Source organism: Granulicella mallensis MP5ACTX8 (genome assembly GCF_000178955.2).
Taxonomy (GTDB): Bacteria; Acidobacteriota; Terriglobia; order Terriglobales; family Acidobacteriaceae; genus Granulicella; species Granulicella mallensis.
Genome location: NC_016631.1, coordinates 3,127,177 through 3,147,477 on the forward strand (window position 1 = coordinate 3,127,177; position 20,301 = coordinate 3,147,477).

The following is a 20,301-nucleotide window of genomic DNA, read 5'->3' on the forward strand; positions in this document are numbered from 1 at the left end:
TTCTGTAAAAAAATGTCTTCAAAAGACTGCTAAATCCGAACCTGCAGGTTGTGCAATCTATAGGTTCGGATCAAGCGTATAGATCATCCAGCAAGTCCTGTGAGCCATCAAATTTCCCCGGAAATAACATGGTCAGCTACAAAGCGACGGGCTCTTCTACTTGTCTTTTCCTTACCAGCTCATAGTATCCCGTTGCCCAATCGTGGTCTTTCATTCCTGCTTCAATGGCCGCATCGAAGTTCTTTCCCATCAGTTCAGCCAGTGGTGTCTTCACGCCATTCGCGGCTGCCGCTTCACGAAACAATCGTACGTCTTTCTCACCCAGCTCCATCGAAGCCCCAACTTCCTTCGGTGGATTTGTAAGCGTTTTTCCATACACCTCATAAAGAGGTGAACGGAACGTCGCACTGTTTGCCATCTCTACAAATAGCTCGGGAGAAACTCCCATGGATTCTGCAACCATCATCGCCTCGGACAATGTGGCAACCATCGCAGCAACCGAAAAATTGCCTGCCAGCTTCATGGCATGAGCGCTCCACGGCTCCTCGGAAACAACCGTCATGCCCCGGGTATAGCTCTCCAATAGCGACCGCACACTCTGCACCGCCTCTTTAGCTCCGCCGACGACAGTCCACAGCTTGCCTTCGGCCGCGACATTCGGACGCCCAAACACCGGAGCACCGACGTACCTGTGACCACGTTTTGCATGTTCTAACGTAAGCCGCTTCGCGAGTGCGACGCTAATCGTGCCCACTGATACATGAACCGCATCCTTCGGCATGGCATCCAGCACTCCACCATCGAACAGAACTTCTTCCAGCGCAGCATCATTCAACAAGAGCGAAAATACTACTTCACAACTATTTACAGCCTCGGCAGCACTCAATGCCACCGTTGCGCCCTTCGATGCCAACTCTTTTGCCGCTGGTGAACTTCTATTCCACACCGTTACTTCGCAACCTGCATTCAACAAATGAGGAACCAGAGCGCTCCCCATCTTTCCAAGCCCTAAAAACGCAACCCGCATACAATCTCCAACTCTTCACATACATTTCATCTAAGCCGCTGACGCCCAACGGCCCTTTATTGAGGCAAATGTAGATTTTTGACCCAAATGGCGGAGAAAAACTGCCGTGGTCTGAGATCTAATTTGAAAACCCCACAATTTACAAAATATCACCATAGACCACGCCTTTAGGCATGAACCAGAATCTCGCGCGCATCTTCCAGCAGCGTGGGAAATAAGTCTCGAGCGACCAAGGTCATTCCCAGTTTTCCATTCGTGGTAATCACAGATACCTTTTGAATATCCGAAACGGCAGCGCTACCGGTAAAGAGGTTCTCGATTTTTAAATTGCCGTATTCCGTGCGTACCTTATAGCCGGCATAGTTGGTAACCATCAGTTCGTACCGTAATGGCGCCGCGCGGACAAACCGGTACAGGTCAAGCGCCCCATGCTCTTCTGCAACAATAGAAGAAAACGAACCGAGAAGGTATCGAGCTCCGTCGAGACTCTGAGCGGGCAGCATATCTTCTTTCACGGCCCTTGCAATATCCCAGAATGATGCTCCCTCTGAAAGAGGCACGCGACCACTATGAGCGGAAATCAATAAGCCTGCTGCATCTGGAATCATTAATGTCTTCCTCATATCGATAGGAGACATGCAACGAATTGGCCCAAGCTCCCATGCTTTCGAATAGCGCTTTCCAGCCAGAGCTAAAGCTGTAACCAGTGCAGCATGCACCGTAGTATTTTCTTCCTTGGAGCGCCGCAGTAACGCAGTTGTTTCGTTTTCTCCAAGCTGCCGGTGTTGTACGCGAATTTTGGGCAGCTCAAGGCGCGTTCCATCTCCCGAAGCGACAGACCTTCCCTTCAGCTTCTTTACGTACGGAGCTGGCGCAGGTAACCCAAGAAGTTGCCCCATACCAGGCTGCAATGCGAGAGGCTCGCCCAATTCTTCTCCCCCCATATCGGCCATCAAATCCTGGATCAACAGCAGATGTGATTTGCCATCGAGGCTACTATGGTGTGTTGTAAATAAAATGATAGAGCGATCTTTAGCATGAAAAAGTGTTGCCCGCGTGAGCGGACCGCTGCCATCCCCGAACGATTGCGCCAATTCACTTTCCATCTCTTCCTCTAATACCAGCCAATCGGTTAAAGGAACAATGCGCAAAGGGATGGAGGAACCATGTACTTTTTCGAAAAAAGGACGCTGACCTGGAATCTTCCTGATCGATGCAGACAGCAGAGGATGACGAGCCTGTACGGCAGACAGCGCATCCCTCCACTGCTTCATCGTCGTTGCGCCACGCACTTCGACAACAACCGAGTGAGATAGATTTGTATTGTGCTCCATCAGCCACATATATTCTTCAAACCCATCAAGATCGCGAAGCTTTGTTGCACTTACAGATTGATCCTGTTCAACATCTGAGGCATAAATAGCAGCAGTAGACAAAAGACCCTCCTTTATTTCCTGTAATACCCAAAGTGAATAAGACCGAGTAAATGCAATTTATGAAAGACAAGGACAGAGTTCTATTGACACTGGAAACTATCCATAGCGATCTACCGTATTCTTCTCAGCGGGTAGGGGGCTTCGATTGGTTCACCCATCGTTGCATCGCGAAACGGTAAACCTGTTTCTTGCGATACATCTGCGCGGATGGAATAACACGGTCGTCAGGCATCTATTCCCGGCATTGATCTTTTGCCACCCAGTCTGGCCGATAATCGCCCAGGCAGTGATGTAGACGTTTCTGTGTCTCTGCCAGGCAGGCACCACGAGCGAAAACCAGGCCGGCACGATCGTGCCGGCCTGGTTTTCGTTCATAAAGTGGGTTCAGATTTGGGTTGCTCCGGCGCATTTCGGTGCAAAATGCTTTATTTGCATAATTTGGATCCTATTTGGGAATAAAGCATGCAATCGAGTGTTTCTCCATTAGCAAGCAGCGGTATGTACGGCCGCCTAAAAGGAAGAACATGATTCCCCATATCGGTCCAGAAATGATAGCCGTGATTCTAAACAGTTCCAATACAGCGACGCACAGATCTCAATGGCTTACTTTCGATGTTTCACATTTACTACGAGCCCTATCGCCAGGTTCCGTCCGCAGAGGGACCTCCCTCCTGCCTCGGTTCTCTCTTGCCGTTCTCTTGTCAACCACCGTTAGCATTGCCAGGCTTACGCTTTACCTACTCACCCAATAGTCATCATCCTCGCCGCGGAGAGAACAGCAATCCCTGGGAGGATCAAAGCTTCGATCGGTGCTAGTTCCAAATCGAAGATTCGGAGATGCAAGATAAAGTGCTACTGGAGGGGGCAGACTTCAGACCCCCAGAAGAGGTATATTTTATGTACCCTGAAGAGTCATACCTTAGACCCCCTGAAGAGACGTGCTCTGAGCGATGTTGGGCCCTAGTATAAAACGCGCATTCCGTAGACAATGCAAGAATGATGTTCCAGAAAGTCGGTCGAAGCAGTAAGACGGAGGCCTTCGGCTTAGAATATATAGACGCCCTGTATGGTTATGCCCTCATGCTCACGCGGAATCGCAGTGACGCAGAAGATTTGGTGCAGGAAACCTATGTCCGCGCGCTGGATGCGAAGGACCGGCTCCGTGAAGACAGCAATGTTAAAGGTTGGTTTTTTACCATTCTTCGAAACTTATGGTTGAACCAGTTACGAAAGCGCAAATCAGAGCCGCACCTCGTCGAGATCGATGGCCAGGAAGGCGGTGCCGACTATCTGTCCGGCAATACACCAAATTCAGATGAGATTCTCGTTGCCAAGGAAGATGTGGAACAGGTTCGTTTCGCTATACGTCAACTTTCTCCCGAGTTTCAAGAAGTTATCCATTTGCGAGAGTTTGAAGAACTGTCATATCAGCAGATTGCGATTGTCCTTAGTTGCCCAACAGGCACAGTCATGTCACGCCTGGGAAGAGCTCGCGCGAAACTCCGCGTTCTGTTAACTCCAACGTGGAGCCAGCCGGCAAGCTCAGGAAAGGACTCACGCTCATGAAAAGTCACGAAGATTACGACACGATGATTCAGCTCTTCATTGACGACGAGCTACCAGAGGGCGAACGTGAGGAATTCCTCGCTCATTTTAAGGATTGTGGCGATTGTCAGAAAATCCTGGAAGAGGCAAAGGCATTCTCCGAAACGGTACGGCGGGCGCGCCCACAAGTTCAGGCACCTGCTGCTCTGCGTGCGCGAGTCCTGAACCAGATGGACAGAAGAACCCACAATAAAGCCGGCTTGACCGCGCTGCCTCAAATACAAGCGGCTGTCCGCCTTTACTGGAGACCACTTTCCATGGCCGCGATGCTTTGTATCGTTGTAGGAGGAGGACTGTCGATCTCTCACTTCCGCCGGGTGTCGCTCGCCAATGATTTCATCCGTTCCGCCGTTGCCAATCATCGCAAGTTTGAAGTCGAAACATCACTCGATATAACCTCCAGTTCCCCGCAGGAGGTATCCTCTTGGTTCTCCCAACGAGTCTCGTTTCCCTTCCGAATGCCTAATGCAGGTATCGCGTCTGATGATCGTGCAAAGTACAAACTTATGGGAGGACGCTTGGTGGATTTTGGCGGCCAGCGAGCAGCTCTTGTGGTATTCCAGATGCCAAACAACCGCATCAGTCTGCTGGTCTCCTCCGATAAATTAGCAAAAGCCATGGGCGGAAAGATTACCCAGTCAAGCGGTTTGAGATTTCACGCCAGAGACATGAATGAACTCCACATTGCTACCTGGGATAACAAGGGACTTACCTACGCGCTCGTCTCCTCGGTTGCGATGGGGAGCAGTGGGTCGTGCTCGACCTGCCATAGGAGTTCAGCCACAGGCGTTGCCAAAAACAAGAAACCACAGGATGTCGTAGAACATGTACTGCAGGCCTCAGAGAAAAACCCTCTTCAGGAAATTATCCCGAATTCTGTGGGCGTCTCTGCTGGCCGATAAACTGTGATTCACAATTCAGTCACTGCATTTCTACTCAATCTAGAGCTAAAACCATTCCGTCCAAAGCAAAGGCGAGGATATTGCTATCTGCCTCATGCCAACTACAGACATGGATATTCCGGCCCCAAGGATTGAAATCTATTTCAGATTCAAGCCCTGGGGCTCACCAAGTGTCAGAAGAGGTGCACCAGCACCGATTTAAAAGTGGTAGGCCGCGCCAATAGTACCGACTAGGGGGCTAAGACCGTGATTCTCAAAAGATGGCCACTCTTGCTGCTCAATGTCAAACAGCCGGACATTGAGCCGTTTGGTAGCTCTTAAATCTACACCTCCACCAAACGCATAGATGAAGAAGTTCCCCGAGCTATCAGCTGGGTAGTAGCCTTTTTGAAACTCGAAGTTGCCAATCCCGAACAACGCTTTGGCATACGGACGGAAACGTCCTATCCTCCACTCATATCGCGGCCCCAGAAGATACGAACTTTGTCCTATGTCGGACGGCGTAATGATCTTCAGGTCATGAATCTCGCCATCGATTCCCAAGTGGCGAAAACGCCTGAAATCTAACGTCCCATAGATTGTGATCCCTTTGATATGTGGAGCGGAGTAGTCAGGTTGGGCAGCGCTTATGCCAACTCCGATCTGAAGATCCAACGGTCGTGATGCAGCCGGCGTTGCTTGCGCGAAAAGCCCGCAGGGAAAAGCGATGAGAACTACCAATAAAGCTAGATATCGTTGTATTTGCATCAGGTTCCTTTTGTAAATCTTTCCTATCATAGCCTTCGCGCATTCTCGGCTACACTACGTGGCGCTCTTTGCGTGTCTCTTCTTGTAGAAGCCTTATTGAAATAGCCTCTATTTCGGATGCATATACATTCCAGGTAAACGATCCCATCTTGTGCATTCCACGTTGGAATGGATCCTACGTCTTCATAATCAGGATCAATACCCTATTTAGCACAGATGCTTCCTGATTCTTAAGACGGCCAAACGTTGCCTTCGGATGTATCGATGAATCGGGATTTATACCAAAGGCACCAAACATGACAAAAAGCTGACATCCTCCAGAAGTCTTCCCCGTTGCAAGGGGCTTGGGCAAGGATATTTCGACACCTGTCAAATTTGTGTCAAGAGGGATTCAAAGGCTTTGGGGGCGTCGCTGGCAGGAGTTTGAAGACGCCGAAAATAGTCTTTGGAACACCCGATCAACAGTGCAACCAAAGCGCATTTGCACTGATTGCGATATCTGCCAGAATTGAGGCTCCAGAAATCGTATGCTGTTTTCGACCTCTCAGCTCTGTCACTCCACCCAAAGCTGATCCATAGGGATCGCGCTATCCCATTTTTTTGCGGCGGCACCACGAGGCAGACTGACCTGCCTCCTGTTGACAGAAACATCTGTGAGCTCATGACCGCTACGTGAAATCGCTGTCCAGGGGAGCCCACGACGCTTGGCTTCAATGCATAGATCTACAAAGGTCGAGAACCGCTGCTTGAATTTTGACGCATCGAAGGAACGTGCATTCGACTGTATCCGGACCGGATCATACCGTTCCTGCTCACTCTCGAAGCACAAAATAGCGCCTACTAGGGATTCGGTCGTTTGCTCTTCAAAGTGCAATCCCGTGACGTGAGGAATTACCGTCTCGAGCACGCCGCCTCGCCCATAGGCAATGACCGGCCTGCCATAGGACTGGCACTCCAACGGAACGATTCCAAAGTCTTCCTTTGCAGCAAACAGCAGAGCTTTGCAGCGGGCATACAAAGATGCCAGTTGAGCGGTCGGTACCCGGTCGGCAAATTCTATTGTCGGCCCTGCAATTCTCTTGAGATTCCGGAGCTCGCGCCCACGGCCCACGATGATCAACCGTCGTCCAAGCCGATTGCATGCATGAATCAGTAGATCTACACGCTTGGAGGCTACTAGTCTTCCCACAGACAGGTAGTAGTCCTCAGTCTGAGCATCGATATATCCACTGTTCGCTTCTACGGGAGCATAGACCACTTCACTCTCTAGCCCATAGTGGGTGCGAACACGCTGAGAAATGTATTGCGAATTGGTAGCAAAACCAGTGACCCGTTGAGCGGCAATATAATCCCACATCCGCAGGTGACGCGTCACAAGCTTGAAGATCGGCCTGGCCAGCCAGGGCAGCGCCTCAAGATATTCACGGTATTGGTCGTACAAGCAGCGCATCGGGCTGTGGCAGAAGCACACATGCGTCGTTTCGTCATCCAGCAGCACACCCTTGATTACACAGGAATCGCTTGAGAGGACCAGATCGTACCCCCGCAGATCGATTGCCTCAAACAGCATAGGGTAAATCGGAAGCAAGTGTCTGTAAAAATGGTACTTCCCTGGGAGGTTGTTCCATTTCGAAGAGATGACTTTTCGGTTGGCAAGCTGTGGCGGCAACCCGCTCTTCTCGCAAAAGAGCGTGAAGATATCCGCCTCCGGATAGAGCTCGGCCACGATCCCCACAGACTGCTCGGCACCGCCCAAGGCCAAAAACCAAGGATGAACGATTGCAACGCGCATATCTCTGAGGCCCCCTGTCGCTTTTTCAAAGTAAATCAAACTTGCATCTCTAAAATTCTTAGCCCATCATATACTATAACGCGCTTAACTCTATGCAGCACTTCAATTTGGCTCTATGCAGTGAAAAATTTAGCTCTGAGCAAAAGAATCTATTATTATGATGCGGTTTTGCCCCCTGCCGTTTACCGACGGAACAAAAATTTACTTGGGCATGAGATGCCTTCTGCCGAATCTGGGAAGGCTTTGTACTGTGGAACCCCGGCATTCGGAACAACTCCCTATCGGTTCAGCCGATGTTCATATGCCTCAAGATTGGAATCTTTTCCTGAACCCTATCACAGCGGAGTGGTAGGGGCATGCCCGTAAAAACTTCAAGCGATGCAACGCAATCGCTCTCGAGCCTGGATCAACACTGTGTTGCGTGGCGATACGGCAGCCCGGCAAGCAGAAGTTCACGCAACTCGACTGGCCTTCGAGGCCAAGACTTGACCAAGCCGGATTGAAGTGGCCTCAACCGTGCGATACATGATAGCGGCTAGAACGATCGTCACAACGAGATACGGAATCAACCAAACCACCGGTGTGGCCCTGTTGTAAAAGATGTATCCGAAGGCAAACAGAATGGGGGCGTGAATCAGGTATACGCTGTACGAAATCTTTCCCAAAAACAGGATCGGAGGCTGAAGCAGCCAGGAGTCAATTCGCTTGTTGATGAGCGAAAAGAGGATGATTCCTGAGGCTCCAATCGCAGTAAGACTATCCCAGGCAGCAGCCTCCCATCCCAGGTAATTCAATAAAGATGGGGTGTATGCATAGAGAAATACGCAAAACAAAAAGACAGCCCAATAGGTGGTTCGCTTTAGCTTGTTCAAGCGGCCTTCGAGGTAAGGCCAGTATCTTGCAAGCAGAATGCCGAAGATAAACATCCCCGTATATCCCACGGTCTGAGAAAAGCTATACGCGTTCGGTGCAACTTTGTTCAAGCCCAGATTGACCAAGAAACACGTAAGAGCAATCAAGCCCCCAATTCTGGCCCGAAAGCGCAAAGTCAGAGCGCAGACCAGTGGAAAGATCAAGGAGATACGCATCTCCTGCACCAGCGTCCAAAAGGATATGTTGTAGCGACCTGGATTGTAGTTCCCCAGAAACAAGAGGTGCTGCGCAACATACTTCCATTGCGGACGCTCCGTCCAGGCATTGTCTACCCAGGCACCATATTCGTGCAGTCCATGCCACTTCCAGCACCCCAGAAGAGCCACTCCCAGAGCAACAAGATACGGCAGATAGATACGGCACACTCTCTTGATGAGATAGCCGCTATACACCACACGCTTCCCAGCGACCTGAGGCAACGAAAGCACAAAGCCGCTCAGAACGAAGAACATCATGACGGAAGAGTGGCCCGCAATGAGAAGCCTAAATGGCAGGAGTTGGAGCAGGAAAGCAATATATCTGGAATGAGGCGTGAGGATCCAGAAAATATGCCAATGATGAAGAACAACGGCAAGGGCAGCCAATCCTCTGAGAGAATCTAACTGATAGAAGTGCTTTCTATCCTTGACATGCAATGCGTATGTCATCCCCACCCCTGAAATTCGATCATAATTCGATTGGCCCTCGAGTGTCGGCACACAACGCTAGGGTAGCTGCGATGGCACAAGCAGCACAACTGAATGAATGGGCGTCGCTTACCTTAATGTTAGCACCCCAAACGCGTCTTCCCCGATTTTACCCAGGCGCTCGGGCCCGTTCGCCTATTCCCTGCATACACCAGATGAAAGGCGGCAGGCTCCTATTCAGTCCCCGCTCAGAATGATATTTCGGATGACTATGGTAAAATCGGGAGAATAATTTGCTGTGCTGATGGATCTTTTGTCTCGCATTCTCCGGCACCTCAGCCTTACACCTCTTACCCAGAGAGTTCGACCGCTACAGCCTAAAACCTCAATGAATACAGCTGTTGGAGTGATCGGTTGAATGGATTGTGGACACGAAGACACTATGGTCATCGCACCCTTACCTGAAAACCAATTGGAAAATCTGGCACCTGCTCGAAACATCCCTTCCCTGGATGGACTTAGAGCGCTCTCAATTTTGCTGGTGATCTTTGCTCATTCCAGTTGGTATCTTCCATCCTGGATAACGCAAAATTCCATTTTTCATTCGGTCATCGGAAATGGCTATCACGGCGTGGCAGTTTTTTTTGTTATTAGCGGATACCTCATAACTACTCTGCTTTTGCGCGAGTTCGACAAGACCAGAACCGTCTCCCTGAAACATTTTTATTTTCGCCGCACCCTAAGAATTTTTCCACCATTTTATTTTTTCCTGGGGGTAATGGGCGTTCTATGGGCAGTCCACATCATTCCGGAAGATCTGCGCAGTTTTATTGCATCTTTGACCTATACTTGGGCCTATTATCCTGGAGCTCATGGTTACTTCATTACTCATACGTGGTCGTTGAGCATTGAGGAACAGTTTTACCTCATATGGCCACTGCTGTTCGTATTCCTGCATCGCAGGAGCAAGCTGATCGCAGCTAGCACGCTACTCATTGTAGCCATGCCGTTTATTCGAGTCTTGTTCTATTTCATATTGCCACACCTGCGCGGCCACGAATTCTATATGGTTCACGGGTGGATCGATACAATGATGGTCGGTTGTCTGCTTGCGCTTGTGAAACATCAAGGCAAATGGAAGGCGTGGCAGCAACGCTACATAAATGGCTGGACGGTAAGCGCGATGGCAATCATCGCCTTCTACATCAACCCGGTTGTAACGGCTGCTCTTCCGAAGAGATCAAGTGGAATCTTTGCCCTTGGCATCAGCCCAACGGTTACAGCATTCTGCATCGGCGGAATCCTGATGTATCTAACAAGCACGGAAAACCCCTTGATTCTGAGGCTATTCAACAATCGTGCAATTCGTCATGTGGGTGTACTGTCATACAGTCTCTACCTATGGCAGCAGCTCTTTATGTCGCATGAATTTTCTTTCCTCCCATATGGCTATCTTTATGCATTCGCCATTGCGGAGTGCTCGTTCTGGCTTGTGGAAAAACCCTCTTTACATCTGCGGGCAAAGCTCGAAGCCACATGGTGGCCAATTCGAGAGCCAAGAGGATCGGATCGGGGAACCGTAAAGGAGGGGTGAAAGTAACTTCATAGGAGGTTACGCGCTGATGTCTTCCGCAAAGATACAATAGGAGACAGATGCAAGCCTTTGATTTTGGGTTCTCGGTCGCTATCTCCCTGAAAACCCCCTATCTTTAATTAGGCAAGGATCCGCATTCCTTGTTTGGAGCACACCTGATCGTGTCGATCCCAAAAGATTCAATTAGGCAAGCTTCCGAGGGTTCCATTCATCTGGATGCCCTTCGAGGTGCTGCAGCACTCATCGTCTTCGCAAATCATACGAGAGCTTTATATTTTTCTTCTTTACTGAAGCCGGCACAACCGGCGCATGCTTTGGCTGTGCAGAGACCCTCGACTCAACAATCGATCGTCCCAGAAGGTTTTGGTGAAATCAAATTTGCCAGCGAAGCCGTGGTGATCTTTTTTGTACTCAGCGGTTATCTTGTTGGCGGAAGCGTGATTCGCTCGTTGCGAACTGCACGGTGGTCCTGGCGTGTGTACCTTACAAAGCGGATAACACGCTTATGGATCGTTCTGATTCCGGCAATCCTGATTGGCGTAACACTGGATTATGTAGGCATCCATATATCCGGCCCAGGGAGTGTCTATACGCAACCAGCGGGCATGGAGCTTGGGGTTGCATTCAAACTTTTTGAGCGGTTTCACCCCACTGTTCTGATAGGAAATGCACTCTTCCTTGAAGGGATTCTGGTTCCTTTCCCTGGAACAAATGCTTCGATCTGGAGCCTTGTAAACGAGTTTTGGTACTACCTCGCGTTTCCGCTTGCAGCTCTGGCATTGGCTACGAAAAGACACTGGCTGTTACGGCTGACATGGGGGATAGGAGCCTGTGCGATCCTCATATTCGTTGGCTGGCCTATTGCAATCTTGTTTCCAATCTGGGTTTTTGGAGCGTTGGCAAGTGTGCTGCCAAGGAAGCTTTCGTTGAAGCAGGCAAAGGGGCTCTCCTGGATCTCTGGTGCCTTGCTATTGGTGGGCATGTTTGGGGTGCGGTTGCTTCCCGTTCGAGCAGTTCAAGCCGAGTATATCGTTGGCTTGCTCACAAGCCTTTTGCTGTGGTGTGTTGTCCAACAAACCTCGCCAGCCAAAGAAGGCCTCTACAAGACCGTCGCAGGGTTCTTTTCACGTATCTCGTACACCCTATACCTCTTCCATCTGCCCATGGCGGTTTTCCTTTGTGGTCTTTTGAACTCACCATGGCATGGGTGGGCATATACCCCCAAGAATGTGGCGATGTATCTTGCCAGCGATACGGTGATCGTGATTCTGGTATATGGCTTATGGAGGTTATTCGAGTCAAACACAGATTTGATCCGCGCGAAGGTCTTTGAACGTGAGCGGAGGATGAGCTAAACGTTCTAGTAACCATTCGAATTCCTGCGGCGGCGCGCACAAGGGATAAGTTTGTCGTTCGTAGATTCCAGCTTGCATCTACAATTTAGATACGACAGTATCAGGAGTTCAGAGCAATCTCCGCTGGGCTCGACAAATAGAAGAATCAGGAATCGAACTTACATGGATCAGGTTAATGCACGCATCGAGAAGCTGCCATTCGGCCGCCCCATGGCCTTGGGCGTCTGGCTCACTGGCATCTGTTTTTTGATTCCTGCATTCTATTTATTTACGCATGGTCAGATGCGAATCCTGATCGCCTTCATGTTTTTCGGGGCGCTGCTCATGTCTTGGACTCTCAATAGGACTTTAGGAATAGCTGCAACCTTCACCTTCCTGCTGACCCTCGGCGATATTCGCCGCATCCTGGATATGATCGCACCAAGCTATCAAGGGCTCGATCTCCTTCTATTGGTAGGACCGATCTTTGCCGTATATCTTGCGGTGCCCTTATTGATGCGATTGAAAGTCGCTGACACGATCTCAAAGGCGGTCCTGGCTCTGATGGCGCTCATGATCGTGGAGATATTCAATCCACGCCAAGGATCGATTATTGTTGGGGTGTCGGGAGCGTTGTTCTATGTAATTCCCATCTTATGGTTTTGGATTGCCAGGAACTATGCCACCGACCGAATGATGGATACGCTGATTTATCGCGTGTTTCTCCCCATTGGAATTCTGGACGGTCTGCTGGGTGTCGCGCAGGCATACGTCGGCTTTTTCCCTTGGGAAAGAGACTGGGCCCTGAAGCTTGGGAATCAGTATCTCTATCACGCCGGACACATGCGCTCCTTTGGCTTCTCCACCGGCGCTTCTGAATTCGCGAGCACACTCCTGATTGCCAGTGTCTGTGTTTTGGCAGCAATCTTTGCAGGGAAACGGGCATACATTCTATTGCTGCCCATTCTATTAGCTGCATCCCTGCTGGCCTCTTCACGTGGCTTGATTGTCAAGCTTCTCTTCGCAGGCGCAATGATATGGGCAGTTCGCAGCAAGGGTGGCAAGAACTGGTTACCGAGGTTCATCTTTGCTCTCGTTGTCGGCCTTGGCCTTACGTACTATTCCGCCTCCCATGCCGGCGGCGACGAGCCTCGCTCCGCTCAAAGCGATACAGCAAGCACTGCTCAAATCGCAACGGCACATGTTACCCAGGGACTCGCCGATCCCGGACATTCCACGGCTGGTCTCCATTGGCAGATCTTTGTTGGAGGCATCGTAAAAGGATTTACCTATCCCATTGGAACAGGAATTGGTGCCATTACTCTAGGCGCCGGGAAATTCGCGGCAGGCGGGGCAACCATGGGATCTTCAGAGGTAGACATCAGCGATGCCTTTATCACAATGGGTTTCTTTGGAGGCTTTCTCTACCTCTTCATCATCTATATGGTCTTTCGTCTTGCATTCTTCTATATCCGAGAAGGATCACTCAGCATGAGTCTTACCTATATGGGACTTTTCGCAGCGCTCATTGGTGCGTGGTTAGCCTTGGGGCAATATTCGACAGCTCCCTTTATTTGGTTTTGCATTGGATCTCTTGTCCGTAAGCAGTCACTCTTGCAATCCGCTGGTTTCCAGTCCAAGAGCAGTAATGTAAAAACACTGAAGAACGTCACTGCAAGCAGAGTTTAACGCTTGCAACTCACTCAAACGGGCTACGGCATCTCGAATCAAACCATATTCTTGATAGTCGCTCATCTGTGAACTAGTATGAGGACAGATCGCACCTATTTCTTTATGGCTAAACCTGGTGAGAAGGTTCGCTTCACTGATACGACGGCTTCCGTCTTGCTTGATCTGGTGCGGGGTCTGGCAGCATTGCTTGTGCTATCCGTTCATCTACGGAATATGCTCTTCGTTGATTATCCAGAAGCCATTCAGCACGGAGCCTCTAAACTATTAGTCATTCCCTATGTGCTTAGCTCTGGGGGACATCAGGCTGTCGTTATCTTTTTTGTGCTCAGCGGCTATCTGGTCGGTGGAAGCGTACTGCGTTTACTGCGACAAAGACAGTGGCAATGGAGATCGTATTTGCTCCATCGCATCGTACGCTTATGGATCGTCTTACTTCCCGGCCTTCTTCTTTGTTTTCTACTCGATTCAATCGGCCTTCGATCGCATAGCTTGCTATATCACGGAATTATTCCGAACTATGAGACCGGCGATATCTCTCAGCTACATACGATCAAGATTTTCTTTGGCAACCTGTTTTTTCTTCAACCGATGTGGGTGCCGACCTACGGATCGGATGGATCTCTCTGGAGCCTTTCATACGAATTCTGGTACTACCTTCTTTTTCCTCTCGGCCTTATCGCCATTCGTAGAGAGTTTTCATGGAGGACCAGATGCGCATGCCTTATCGGCTTCATCGCTTCTTCCTGGTTTGTGCGAATTCACATCCTCCCACTATTCCCAATATGGCTTTTGGGGGTAGCGTTGACGATGGTTCCAGCTCCACGCCTGGGATTGGCTGTTCGCTGGATGGCGGCAGCACTCTACATGCCGCTTATTTTCGTTTTCTCTCGAAAAGCCATCTGGTCACTCTTAGTTCAGGATTACATTTTTGCTATCGTCAGTGCTCTGTTTCTTTGGATTATGCTTTCAGCAAAAGATGAGGCAGATAAATCGGGATACTTCACCCGAGGGTCACGTGGACTGTCCCGCTTCTCTTACACCCTCTATGTGGCTCACCTGCCTTTCTTATTGCTTGCAGCCTCTTTACTGATAGGGACCCAGCGGTGGCTCCCAGATGTCAGGCACATTGCTGAAGCATTAGGCTTACTTGTGGTGGCACTGATTTATTCCTATGGCATTGCGGCGGTCACTGAATACAAGACAGAGGTATTTCGTCACTGGCTAGAACGCAACCTGGGAATCTTTTCAGCTCCGAAGGCACATGCTCCAAGCCTGCTGCGACAAGAAGTGTTACCTGGAAAAGACAAATCATAGCGATGCAATCGCCTTAGCTCTCTTGTGCATAGGGCGTGCCATCAAACCATTCTTGAAGCGAAATTGAGCTATGCAGTCAGTTTGTTGACATGCCCTAGAGACTCGCTAGCGGTTTACCTCAATATCAGGAGAATCGCTTTTTGAGATTCAGGATGGGGGCTTCGAAATAATGATAGCTCAATATTGCAGCCCCTAGAGTTATAGCTAATGAGGAGATAACCACAATAGCTCCGCCTAAAAGATCTGAGTGTACAAGCCGCTGGATCGGATGTACCGCCTGAACGAGGAAGACAAACAAAAGACCGTGGTATATATAAAGCCCATAGCTGTAGCGCCCGAAGAAGCGAAGAAATCTGAGGCGGCCAATCCGAGCGATCCAGCCTCTTCCCTGTTGTGCAAAAAAAACTAAGCACGCGAAACAGACCGCCACAACGGTATAGCCGAAGGTCGCAAGAACCTGGTTTCCGTGCGTAGTGAATCTCATACTTATAAGCACAATGAGGGTGGTTAAGCTTGAGACGACAAATACTCTCTTAACTGGGATGCGTTCCGGCAACGGCCCTCTAACCAATAGTGCAGCGATTCCTCCGCAGACTAGCGTGTCAATCCGCGTAGGCAATAGGGGGAAGATGTGAAAAAAAGTGACTCCACGATAGACAAGAATGATGCGCAGTATAAGAGCGGCCAGCATGATTGCTACCGAGACTTGCAACAGCCTCCTTCGGTCTCGGACATGCCAGACGATAAATGGCCAAACCAAATAAAACTGCTCTTCCACTGCCAGCGTCCAAAAATGTCCGACCATCATCTTTGGCCCCGGAGAGGCAAGTCCCGGGGTAAAGAGGGGCATCATATTGGAAAGATAAAAAAAGTAGAGAAGATGCCCAGGTTTCCAGTGAAGCTGGAGAACGGGTGTTAAAAGCAGAAATAGCAGCAGAACACCGTAATATAGAGGAAAGATTCTTAGCGAACGTCGCGCATAGAAGTTTTTGACCCGATGAGGCTTATGCGCGGTATCGTAAAGGATTCCTGTAATAAGAAACCCGGAAAGCACGAAAAAGAGATCAACCCCCATCCACCCCGTATCCGCGATGCCAGACCAGATTTGAATCAGCCAATTTGAACTCTTGCTACCACCTCCGAAGTGGTAGCAAAACACAGCCAGTATCGCGATTCCACGCAAACCATCCAGCGCCGGGTAGTGACGGCTTGATTCCCCCTTGAATTCACTCCGGGATGATTCTTGCTGATCAAGCTGAGAAACTTGCATTTCACCTCTCTTGCGCCATGCTGACCTTTGCTACAAGCAGGCATGCCGTCGATTGAGAGAAGCCGGGTCTTGCTGGCTAACTCGATAAGTCTGTCCCATTAGTTGGCGAGAGTACCAAAGCCACAGGAGCAGGTTCTGCAAACGTATCGCACACACGGAAATGCGTCACATTTGCAAGACTGCGCTCCCTCCAAATGATTGGACGCTGCAATTATTTTATAACTGCTACATCCACACCAGCACTGAGCGCACTTGCGGTAGCTGAAGGAAGAGCATACTGGAGGAACCGCTTGAAACCGCTATGTGGCATAACCAGAACATCTGAGGCCTGTAGTACCAGATTGGGGGCGGCATTTTTTACTACCTGGTTAAAGTCGACAGGGATCGTTTCCGTTCCAGTTGCCGTCTTACGGATGATTGTGGCTTTGGAAGCCGAGGCTGTGACCGTCCATCCACGACACAGCGCCAGGATATTAAGCAGACTTAAGTCGCGGCCCAGCGGAATAGAATACGCCCCAGGCGCATTCACGTCACCAATGACATAAACAAAATCCGCCTGAGCTACGACGATAGTATCTCCTGGAAAGACCGGAGTGGAATTCTGAACTGCAGAATAATTGGTTGACCTAACCTGTATCACAAGCGGATGAGTTGGATCGCTATGGTGAGTAATCGTAATCGTCGAACCCTCATTCTGGGTAGGTCCCCCCGCGAAAGATAGTGCTTCGTAGAGCGTATGAGGCCCAAAGAGCGGATAAGTGCCGGGAGCGCGGACTTCTCCCATCAGAGTGATGCCCTGCGTTGCAAATTGAAAGATCTGAACGGTTACATGAGGATCAAGCATGATCTGCCCGTCACGGAGACGCTTTTCAATGGCACGCGCCGCCTGATTAGAGTTGAGGCCAGCAACCTCTAATTGGCCTCCGACGGGCAAGTCCACCCTGCCCTCCTGATCGACACGAAGCCTCCCCGATAGCTCTATAGTATTGAACACCGTCACATCGACAACGTCGCCTGCACCCAGGACAAGCTGGCCAGTCTCCGTTACATTCGGGCCATAGGGGGCGAGTCTATCCGGAGTGGCCGATTGCGCGTGGCTTGACTGTACGCCTGGGCCGATCAGAAGTAACCCAAGGCAAAGCAACAACGTTGGGATGCCCGCCGTCCGGAGCCAATCATTTTTTGATTGACCGCAGGTTTCTATCAGCTCAGTTGTAATATCCACTACCGTAGCCTCCGTAATAGCCCGTTTGAGTGACAGCCATGTCGTTGATAACCACGCCCGCCACCTGGGCGTTTGTGTGTCGCAGAACATCGCGAATGCGCTTGAGTGCACCAAGCGGTGTCATGTTATAGCGGGTAACAAGAATGAGTGCATCCGCCCAGCTTGCAAGGGGCAAGCTATCGCTCACAATCAGCAAAGGAGCTGAGTCGACGATGATGTAATCAAATTCCTGCTCCCATTGTTGCAGGAGCGAGTAGAACTTATTAGAGCCGAGAGCTTCCGAAGGAAGGGCAACCTTCTTTCCGGCAGTCAACAGAAAGAGATTATCAAGGTCCGGAAGAGGATTGGTGAAGGGCTCGGCAGTATCATCTCCAAGAATCAAATTACTGAGACCGCGCTTGTTCTCGACACCAAATTTACTGTGCAGGGCTGGGCGCCGAAGATCAGCGTCTACCAGCAAAACTCGAGCACCTTTCTGCGCCAGTACCACCCCATAGTTGGCCGTTGTGGAACTTTTACCTTCTCCCGGGATGGTGCTGCTAACTAACAACATCTTCGCTGGCCTATCAATAGAAGACAGCAGAAGAGCATTGCGCAGGTTACGAAAAGCTTCTGCGTTTACGGACAACGGGCTGTTATAAGCCACCAACATCTGAGACGCATCGAAAGCAGGGGCATCGCCTTTGTTGTCTGTCCTCTGTGCTATCGAGATATGAGGAATAATTGCAAGCAGCTGATACCCCAAGGCGCGCTCGATCTGATCCACGCTCTGCAGTTTGTCCGATAAGGCTTCCCGGAGGAATGCCGAACCTACCCCAGCAAAAAGACCCAGAACCAAACCGAAACTCAGAATGACTAATTTCTTGGGTTCGACAGGGATCAATGGGGCCCGGGCTGTATCTACCCGCATGGTATTGACGCTTTGCAACCCAGCATCGACTCCTGCCTGCTGGAGCTTGTATTGCAGCGTATTGTAAAGCTCTCTGCTGGAGCTTCCCTCCGCATACAACACCGCGAACTCTGCCGCTTTGCGATTGAGGGCGTACGCCTTATCGGTCTGTTCATCGTATTGCTGCTGCAGTGAGCTCTGAATCGCAACAGCAGTATCGTACTCTTGCTTCAAGCGATTCTTCACGATGGAACTCTGGCGCTCGAGCTCTGCGTCAGTTTTTTGCATCTGGTCCTTGACTTGGGCAAGCGGCGGGTAGTTTTGCCCGAACTTAGTCGAAAGTTGTACATATTGACCGTACAACGTTGCCTGCTGCGATTGCAGGGCGGCCAAATTGGCACTGGGGAACATGGCTGCCAGAACAGCTGTATTTCCGTTCTCGGCAGCACGCATCTGGGCCTCTTTGACGATCCGATCGCCCTGGGCTACGGTCAAACGATTATTCAGCTGCGTGAGACGATCTGTCACCGTAGAGGCGGATGGGCTTGGCGATTCTCCCCCGCCATCCTTGCTGGATCCGGAGCTGCCTCCACCCAGCATGAGAATGTTGTTCTTTTCCTGGAAGTCAGCTAGCTTCTTCTGCGCTTCGGCAGCGCGTTCTCGGAGAGAATCCATCTCGCTGGACAGCCACTTCGTGACCTGAGTGACCGAACCATAACGACTATCAAAGGTCTGACGGAGATATGCCTCAATCAAACGGTTAGCGAGGAGTGCTGCTACCTGCGGATTCGGGTTACGGAATGAGATTGTTACCAATTGCGTGCTCGGCACCTGGAGCACATTGATCTGCGATTTGAAATGACTGAGCATCTCTTCTTGCGCCGGCGAGAGAGAGATCGCTCCAAGAGGAATCGCTAATTGCTTTGCGTTGGGACCGGCGTACTCCCGGAACTCCTCATCCGAAAGAGAGTGCATGGTGTCAATGGCCACAGCATCGCTCTTAATGATGGCCATCTCCGTGGCAATCAACTCCGCAGAGTCCGCCTGAGTCCCCGTCAAATCGGCAAGACCCAGCGAGCCAATACGGCCCGGATCGATTCGGATGCTGGCCGTAGCCTCATAAATCGGAGTTACGGATTTAACGTACACGACTGCAACAACCGTGCCGATCACGATGCAGGCAAGAATGAACCATTTATGCCTGCCAAGCATTTGGGCGATGTCGCCGAGAGACAAGGCTGAAGCTGAATCCGCCTCCGTGAGGGAACGCTGATCGAGCTTCCCCTCTGTGTCCGGCTGCGTTGTTTGAACCCTCATCTGCCGATCTCCGTTCCCTTTTGCCAGTTATTGTTTTTTAACTCAAATTCAACACGAGAAAAGCCATCAAGCAGTTCAGGACGACTGTCTCGATGGAGACGTGCTCCTCTATCTTTTCCCCAATGTTTACGGGACGAACACCATTCGCTTTTTGTGAAAACGCTAGTGTACGCCCCTGCGTTTTCCTGTAGAAGCAGTATTGCGGTATTCTCGGATGCAATCCTGGATTTAAGCCGACTCGATACAACTCTGCCTAATAAGGCACCAAGGAGCCCCTGCCCACACAGCCTCGCACGCACACAAGTTTGACCATCCAACCATGGAGACATTGCTCCACCCCATGCAGGACAGTGTCCCCGATGGGAATCGTGCATCTGGCAATTGTCTATAGCAGTCTTCAAGAGGCAGGGTTCACTCACAGGCATTTGGTCTGAGATCACACACTATAAAGAAGTAGATAGGCTGCCAACGCCACGCGCACAAACTCTTTGATCTTAGAGGATTATACCATTTGGGGAGAGCCAGATCGTTGACTGTGAACGTACAGAGGGGGTAGCACCTCTTCATGCAGGATCCCTCTTATTCACGGCTTTGACGT

Annotated in this window: 14 protein-coding genes; 6 read left to right on the top strand and 8 right to left on the bottom strand. The window is 50.4% G+C overall.

All coding sequences use genetic code 11. From position 1 onward, the window contains the following. Positions 1 to 136: 136 nt before the first annotated feature. On the bottom strand, positions 137 to 1,027 hold the full coding sequence (locus ACIX8_RS12690; protein WP_014265743.1) for an NAD(P)-dependent oxidoreductase: 891 nt from the start codon (positions 1,025 to 1,027) through the stop codon (positions 137 to 139). A gap of 167 nt (positions 1,028 to 1,194) precedes the next feature. After that, complete coding sequence (locus ACIX8_RS12695; protein ID WP_014265744.1) at positions 1,195 to 2,463, bottom strand: condensation domain-containing protein; 1,269 nt, start codon at positions 2,461 to 2,463, stop codon at positions 1,195 to 1,197. Between the two features lie 996 nt (positions 2,464 to 3,459). Between ACIX8_RS12695 and ACIX8_RS12700 the strand changes: the two genes are divergently transcribed. Both ACIX8_RS12700 and ACIX8_RS12705 read left to right on the top strand, forming a co-directional pair. After that, positions 3,460 to 4,029 carry a sigma-70 family RNA polymerase sigma factor gene (locus ACIX8_RS12700; protein ID WP_014265746.1) on the top strand — a complete coding sequence of 190 codons (570 nt, stop codon included), beginning with the start codon at positions 3,460 to 3,462 and terminating at the stop codon, positions 4,027 to 4,029. Further along, positions 4,026 to 4,970, top strand: a complete 945-nt coding sequence (locus ACIX8_RS12705; RefSeq protein WP_014265747.1) for a zf-HC2 domain-containing protein — start codon at positions 4,026 to 4,028, stop codon at positions 4,968 to 4,970. Before ACIX8_RS12700 ends, ACIX8_RS12705 begins: the two co-directional genes overlap by 4 nt. Positions 4,971 to 5,168: 198 nt before the next feature. On the opposite strand, the gene ACIX8_RS12710 is transcribed toward ACIX8_RS12705, so the two are convergent. The 3 genes from ACIX8_RS12710 to ACIX8_RS12720 all read right to left on the bottom strand — a co-directional run bounded on the left by ACIX8_RS12710 (position 5,169) and on the right by ACIX8_RS12720 (position 9,089). After that, positions 5,169 to 5,717: an outer membrane beta-barrel protein gene (locus ACIX8_RS12710; RefSeq protein WP_014265748.1), complete on the bottom strand. Its 549-nt coding sequence runs from the start codon at positions 5,715 to 5,717 to the stop codon at positions 5,169 to 5,171. A gap of 553 nt (positions 5,718 to 6,270) precedes the next feature. Further along, entirely contained in the window at positions 6,271 to 7,548 is a 1,278-nt protein-coding gene (locus ACIX8_RS12715; protein WP_052310607.1) for a glycosyltransferase, read from the bottom strand. A gap of 413 nt (positions 7,549 to 7,961) precedes the next feature. Then, complete coding sequence (locus ACIX8_RS12720) at positions 7,962 to 9,089, bottom strand: acyltransferase family protein (RefSeq protein ID WP_014265750.1); 1,128 nt, start codon at positions 9,087 to 9,089, stop codon at positions 7,962 to 7,964. A gap of 421 nt (positions 9,090 to 9,510) precedes the next feature. Here ACIX8_RS12720 and ACIX8_RS12725 point away from each other — a divergent pair, with 421 nt between their 5' ends. The 4 genes from ACIX8_RS12725 (at position 9,511) to ACIX8_RS24580 (ending at position 15,002) form a co-directional block, all read left to right on the top strand. Then, entirely contained in the window at positions 9,511 to 10,662 is a 1,152-nt protein-coding gene (locus ACIX8_RS12725; protein ID WP_190273661.1) for an acyltransferase family protein, read from the top strand. Positions 10,663 to 10,823: 161 nt separating this feature from the next. Then, on the top strand, positions 10,824 to 12,017 hold the full coding sequence (locus ACIX8_RS12730; RefSeq protein WP_044176683.1) for an acyltransferase family protein: 1,194 nt from the start codon (positions 10,824 to 10,826) through the stop codon (positions 12,015 to 12,017). A 162-nt stretch (positions 12,018 to 12,179) separates the two neighbouring features. Then, complete coding sequence (locus tag ACIX8_RS12735; RefSeq protein ID WP_014265753.1) at positions 12,180 to 13,685, top strand: hypothetical protein; 1,506 nt, start codon at positions 12,180 to 12,182, stop codon at positions 13,683 to 13,685. Between the two features lie 78 nt (positions 13,686 to 13,763). After that, positions 13,764 to 15,002 (top strand): acyltransferase family protein, encoded by a 1,239-nt coding sequence (locus ACIX8_RS24580; protein WP_014265754.1) that lies wholly within the window; start codon positions 13,764 to 13,766, stop codon positions 15,000 to 15,002. Positions 15,003 to 15,126: 124 nt separating this feature from the next. On the opposite strand, the gene ACIX8_RS24585 is transcribed toward ACIX8_RS24580, so the two are convergent. The 3 genes from ACIX8_RS24585 to ACIX8_RS12755 form a co-directional block, all read right to left on the bottom strand. Next, entirely contained in the window at positions 15,127 to 16,272 is a 1,146-nt protein-coding gene (locus tag ACIX8_RS24585) for an acyltransferase family protein (protein ID WP_014265755.1), read from the bottom strand. A gap of 211 nt (positions 16,273 to 16,483) precedes the next feature. Further along, complete coding sequence (locus tag ACIX8_RS12750; RefSeq protein ID WP_014265756.1) at positions 16,484 to 17,497, bottom strand: polysaccharide biosynthesis/export family protein; 1,014 nt, start codon at positions 17,495 to 17,497, stop codon at positions 16,484 to 16,486. After that, a complete protein-coding gene (locus ACIX8_RS12755; protein ID WP_190273662.1) occupies positions 17,481 to 19,622 on the bottom strand; it encodes a GumC family protein in 2,142 nt (713 codons plus the stop codon). The genes ACIX8_RS12750 and ACIX8_RS12755 overlap by 17 nt, the downstream gene beginning before the upstream one ends. Positions 19,623 to 20,301: the final 679 nt, after the last annotated feature.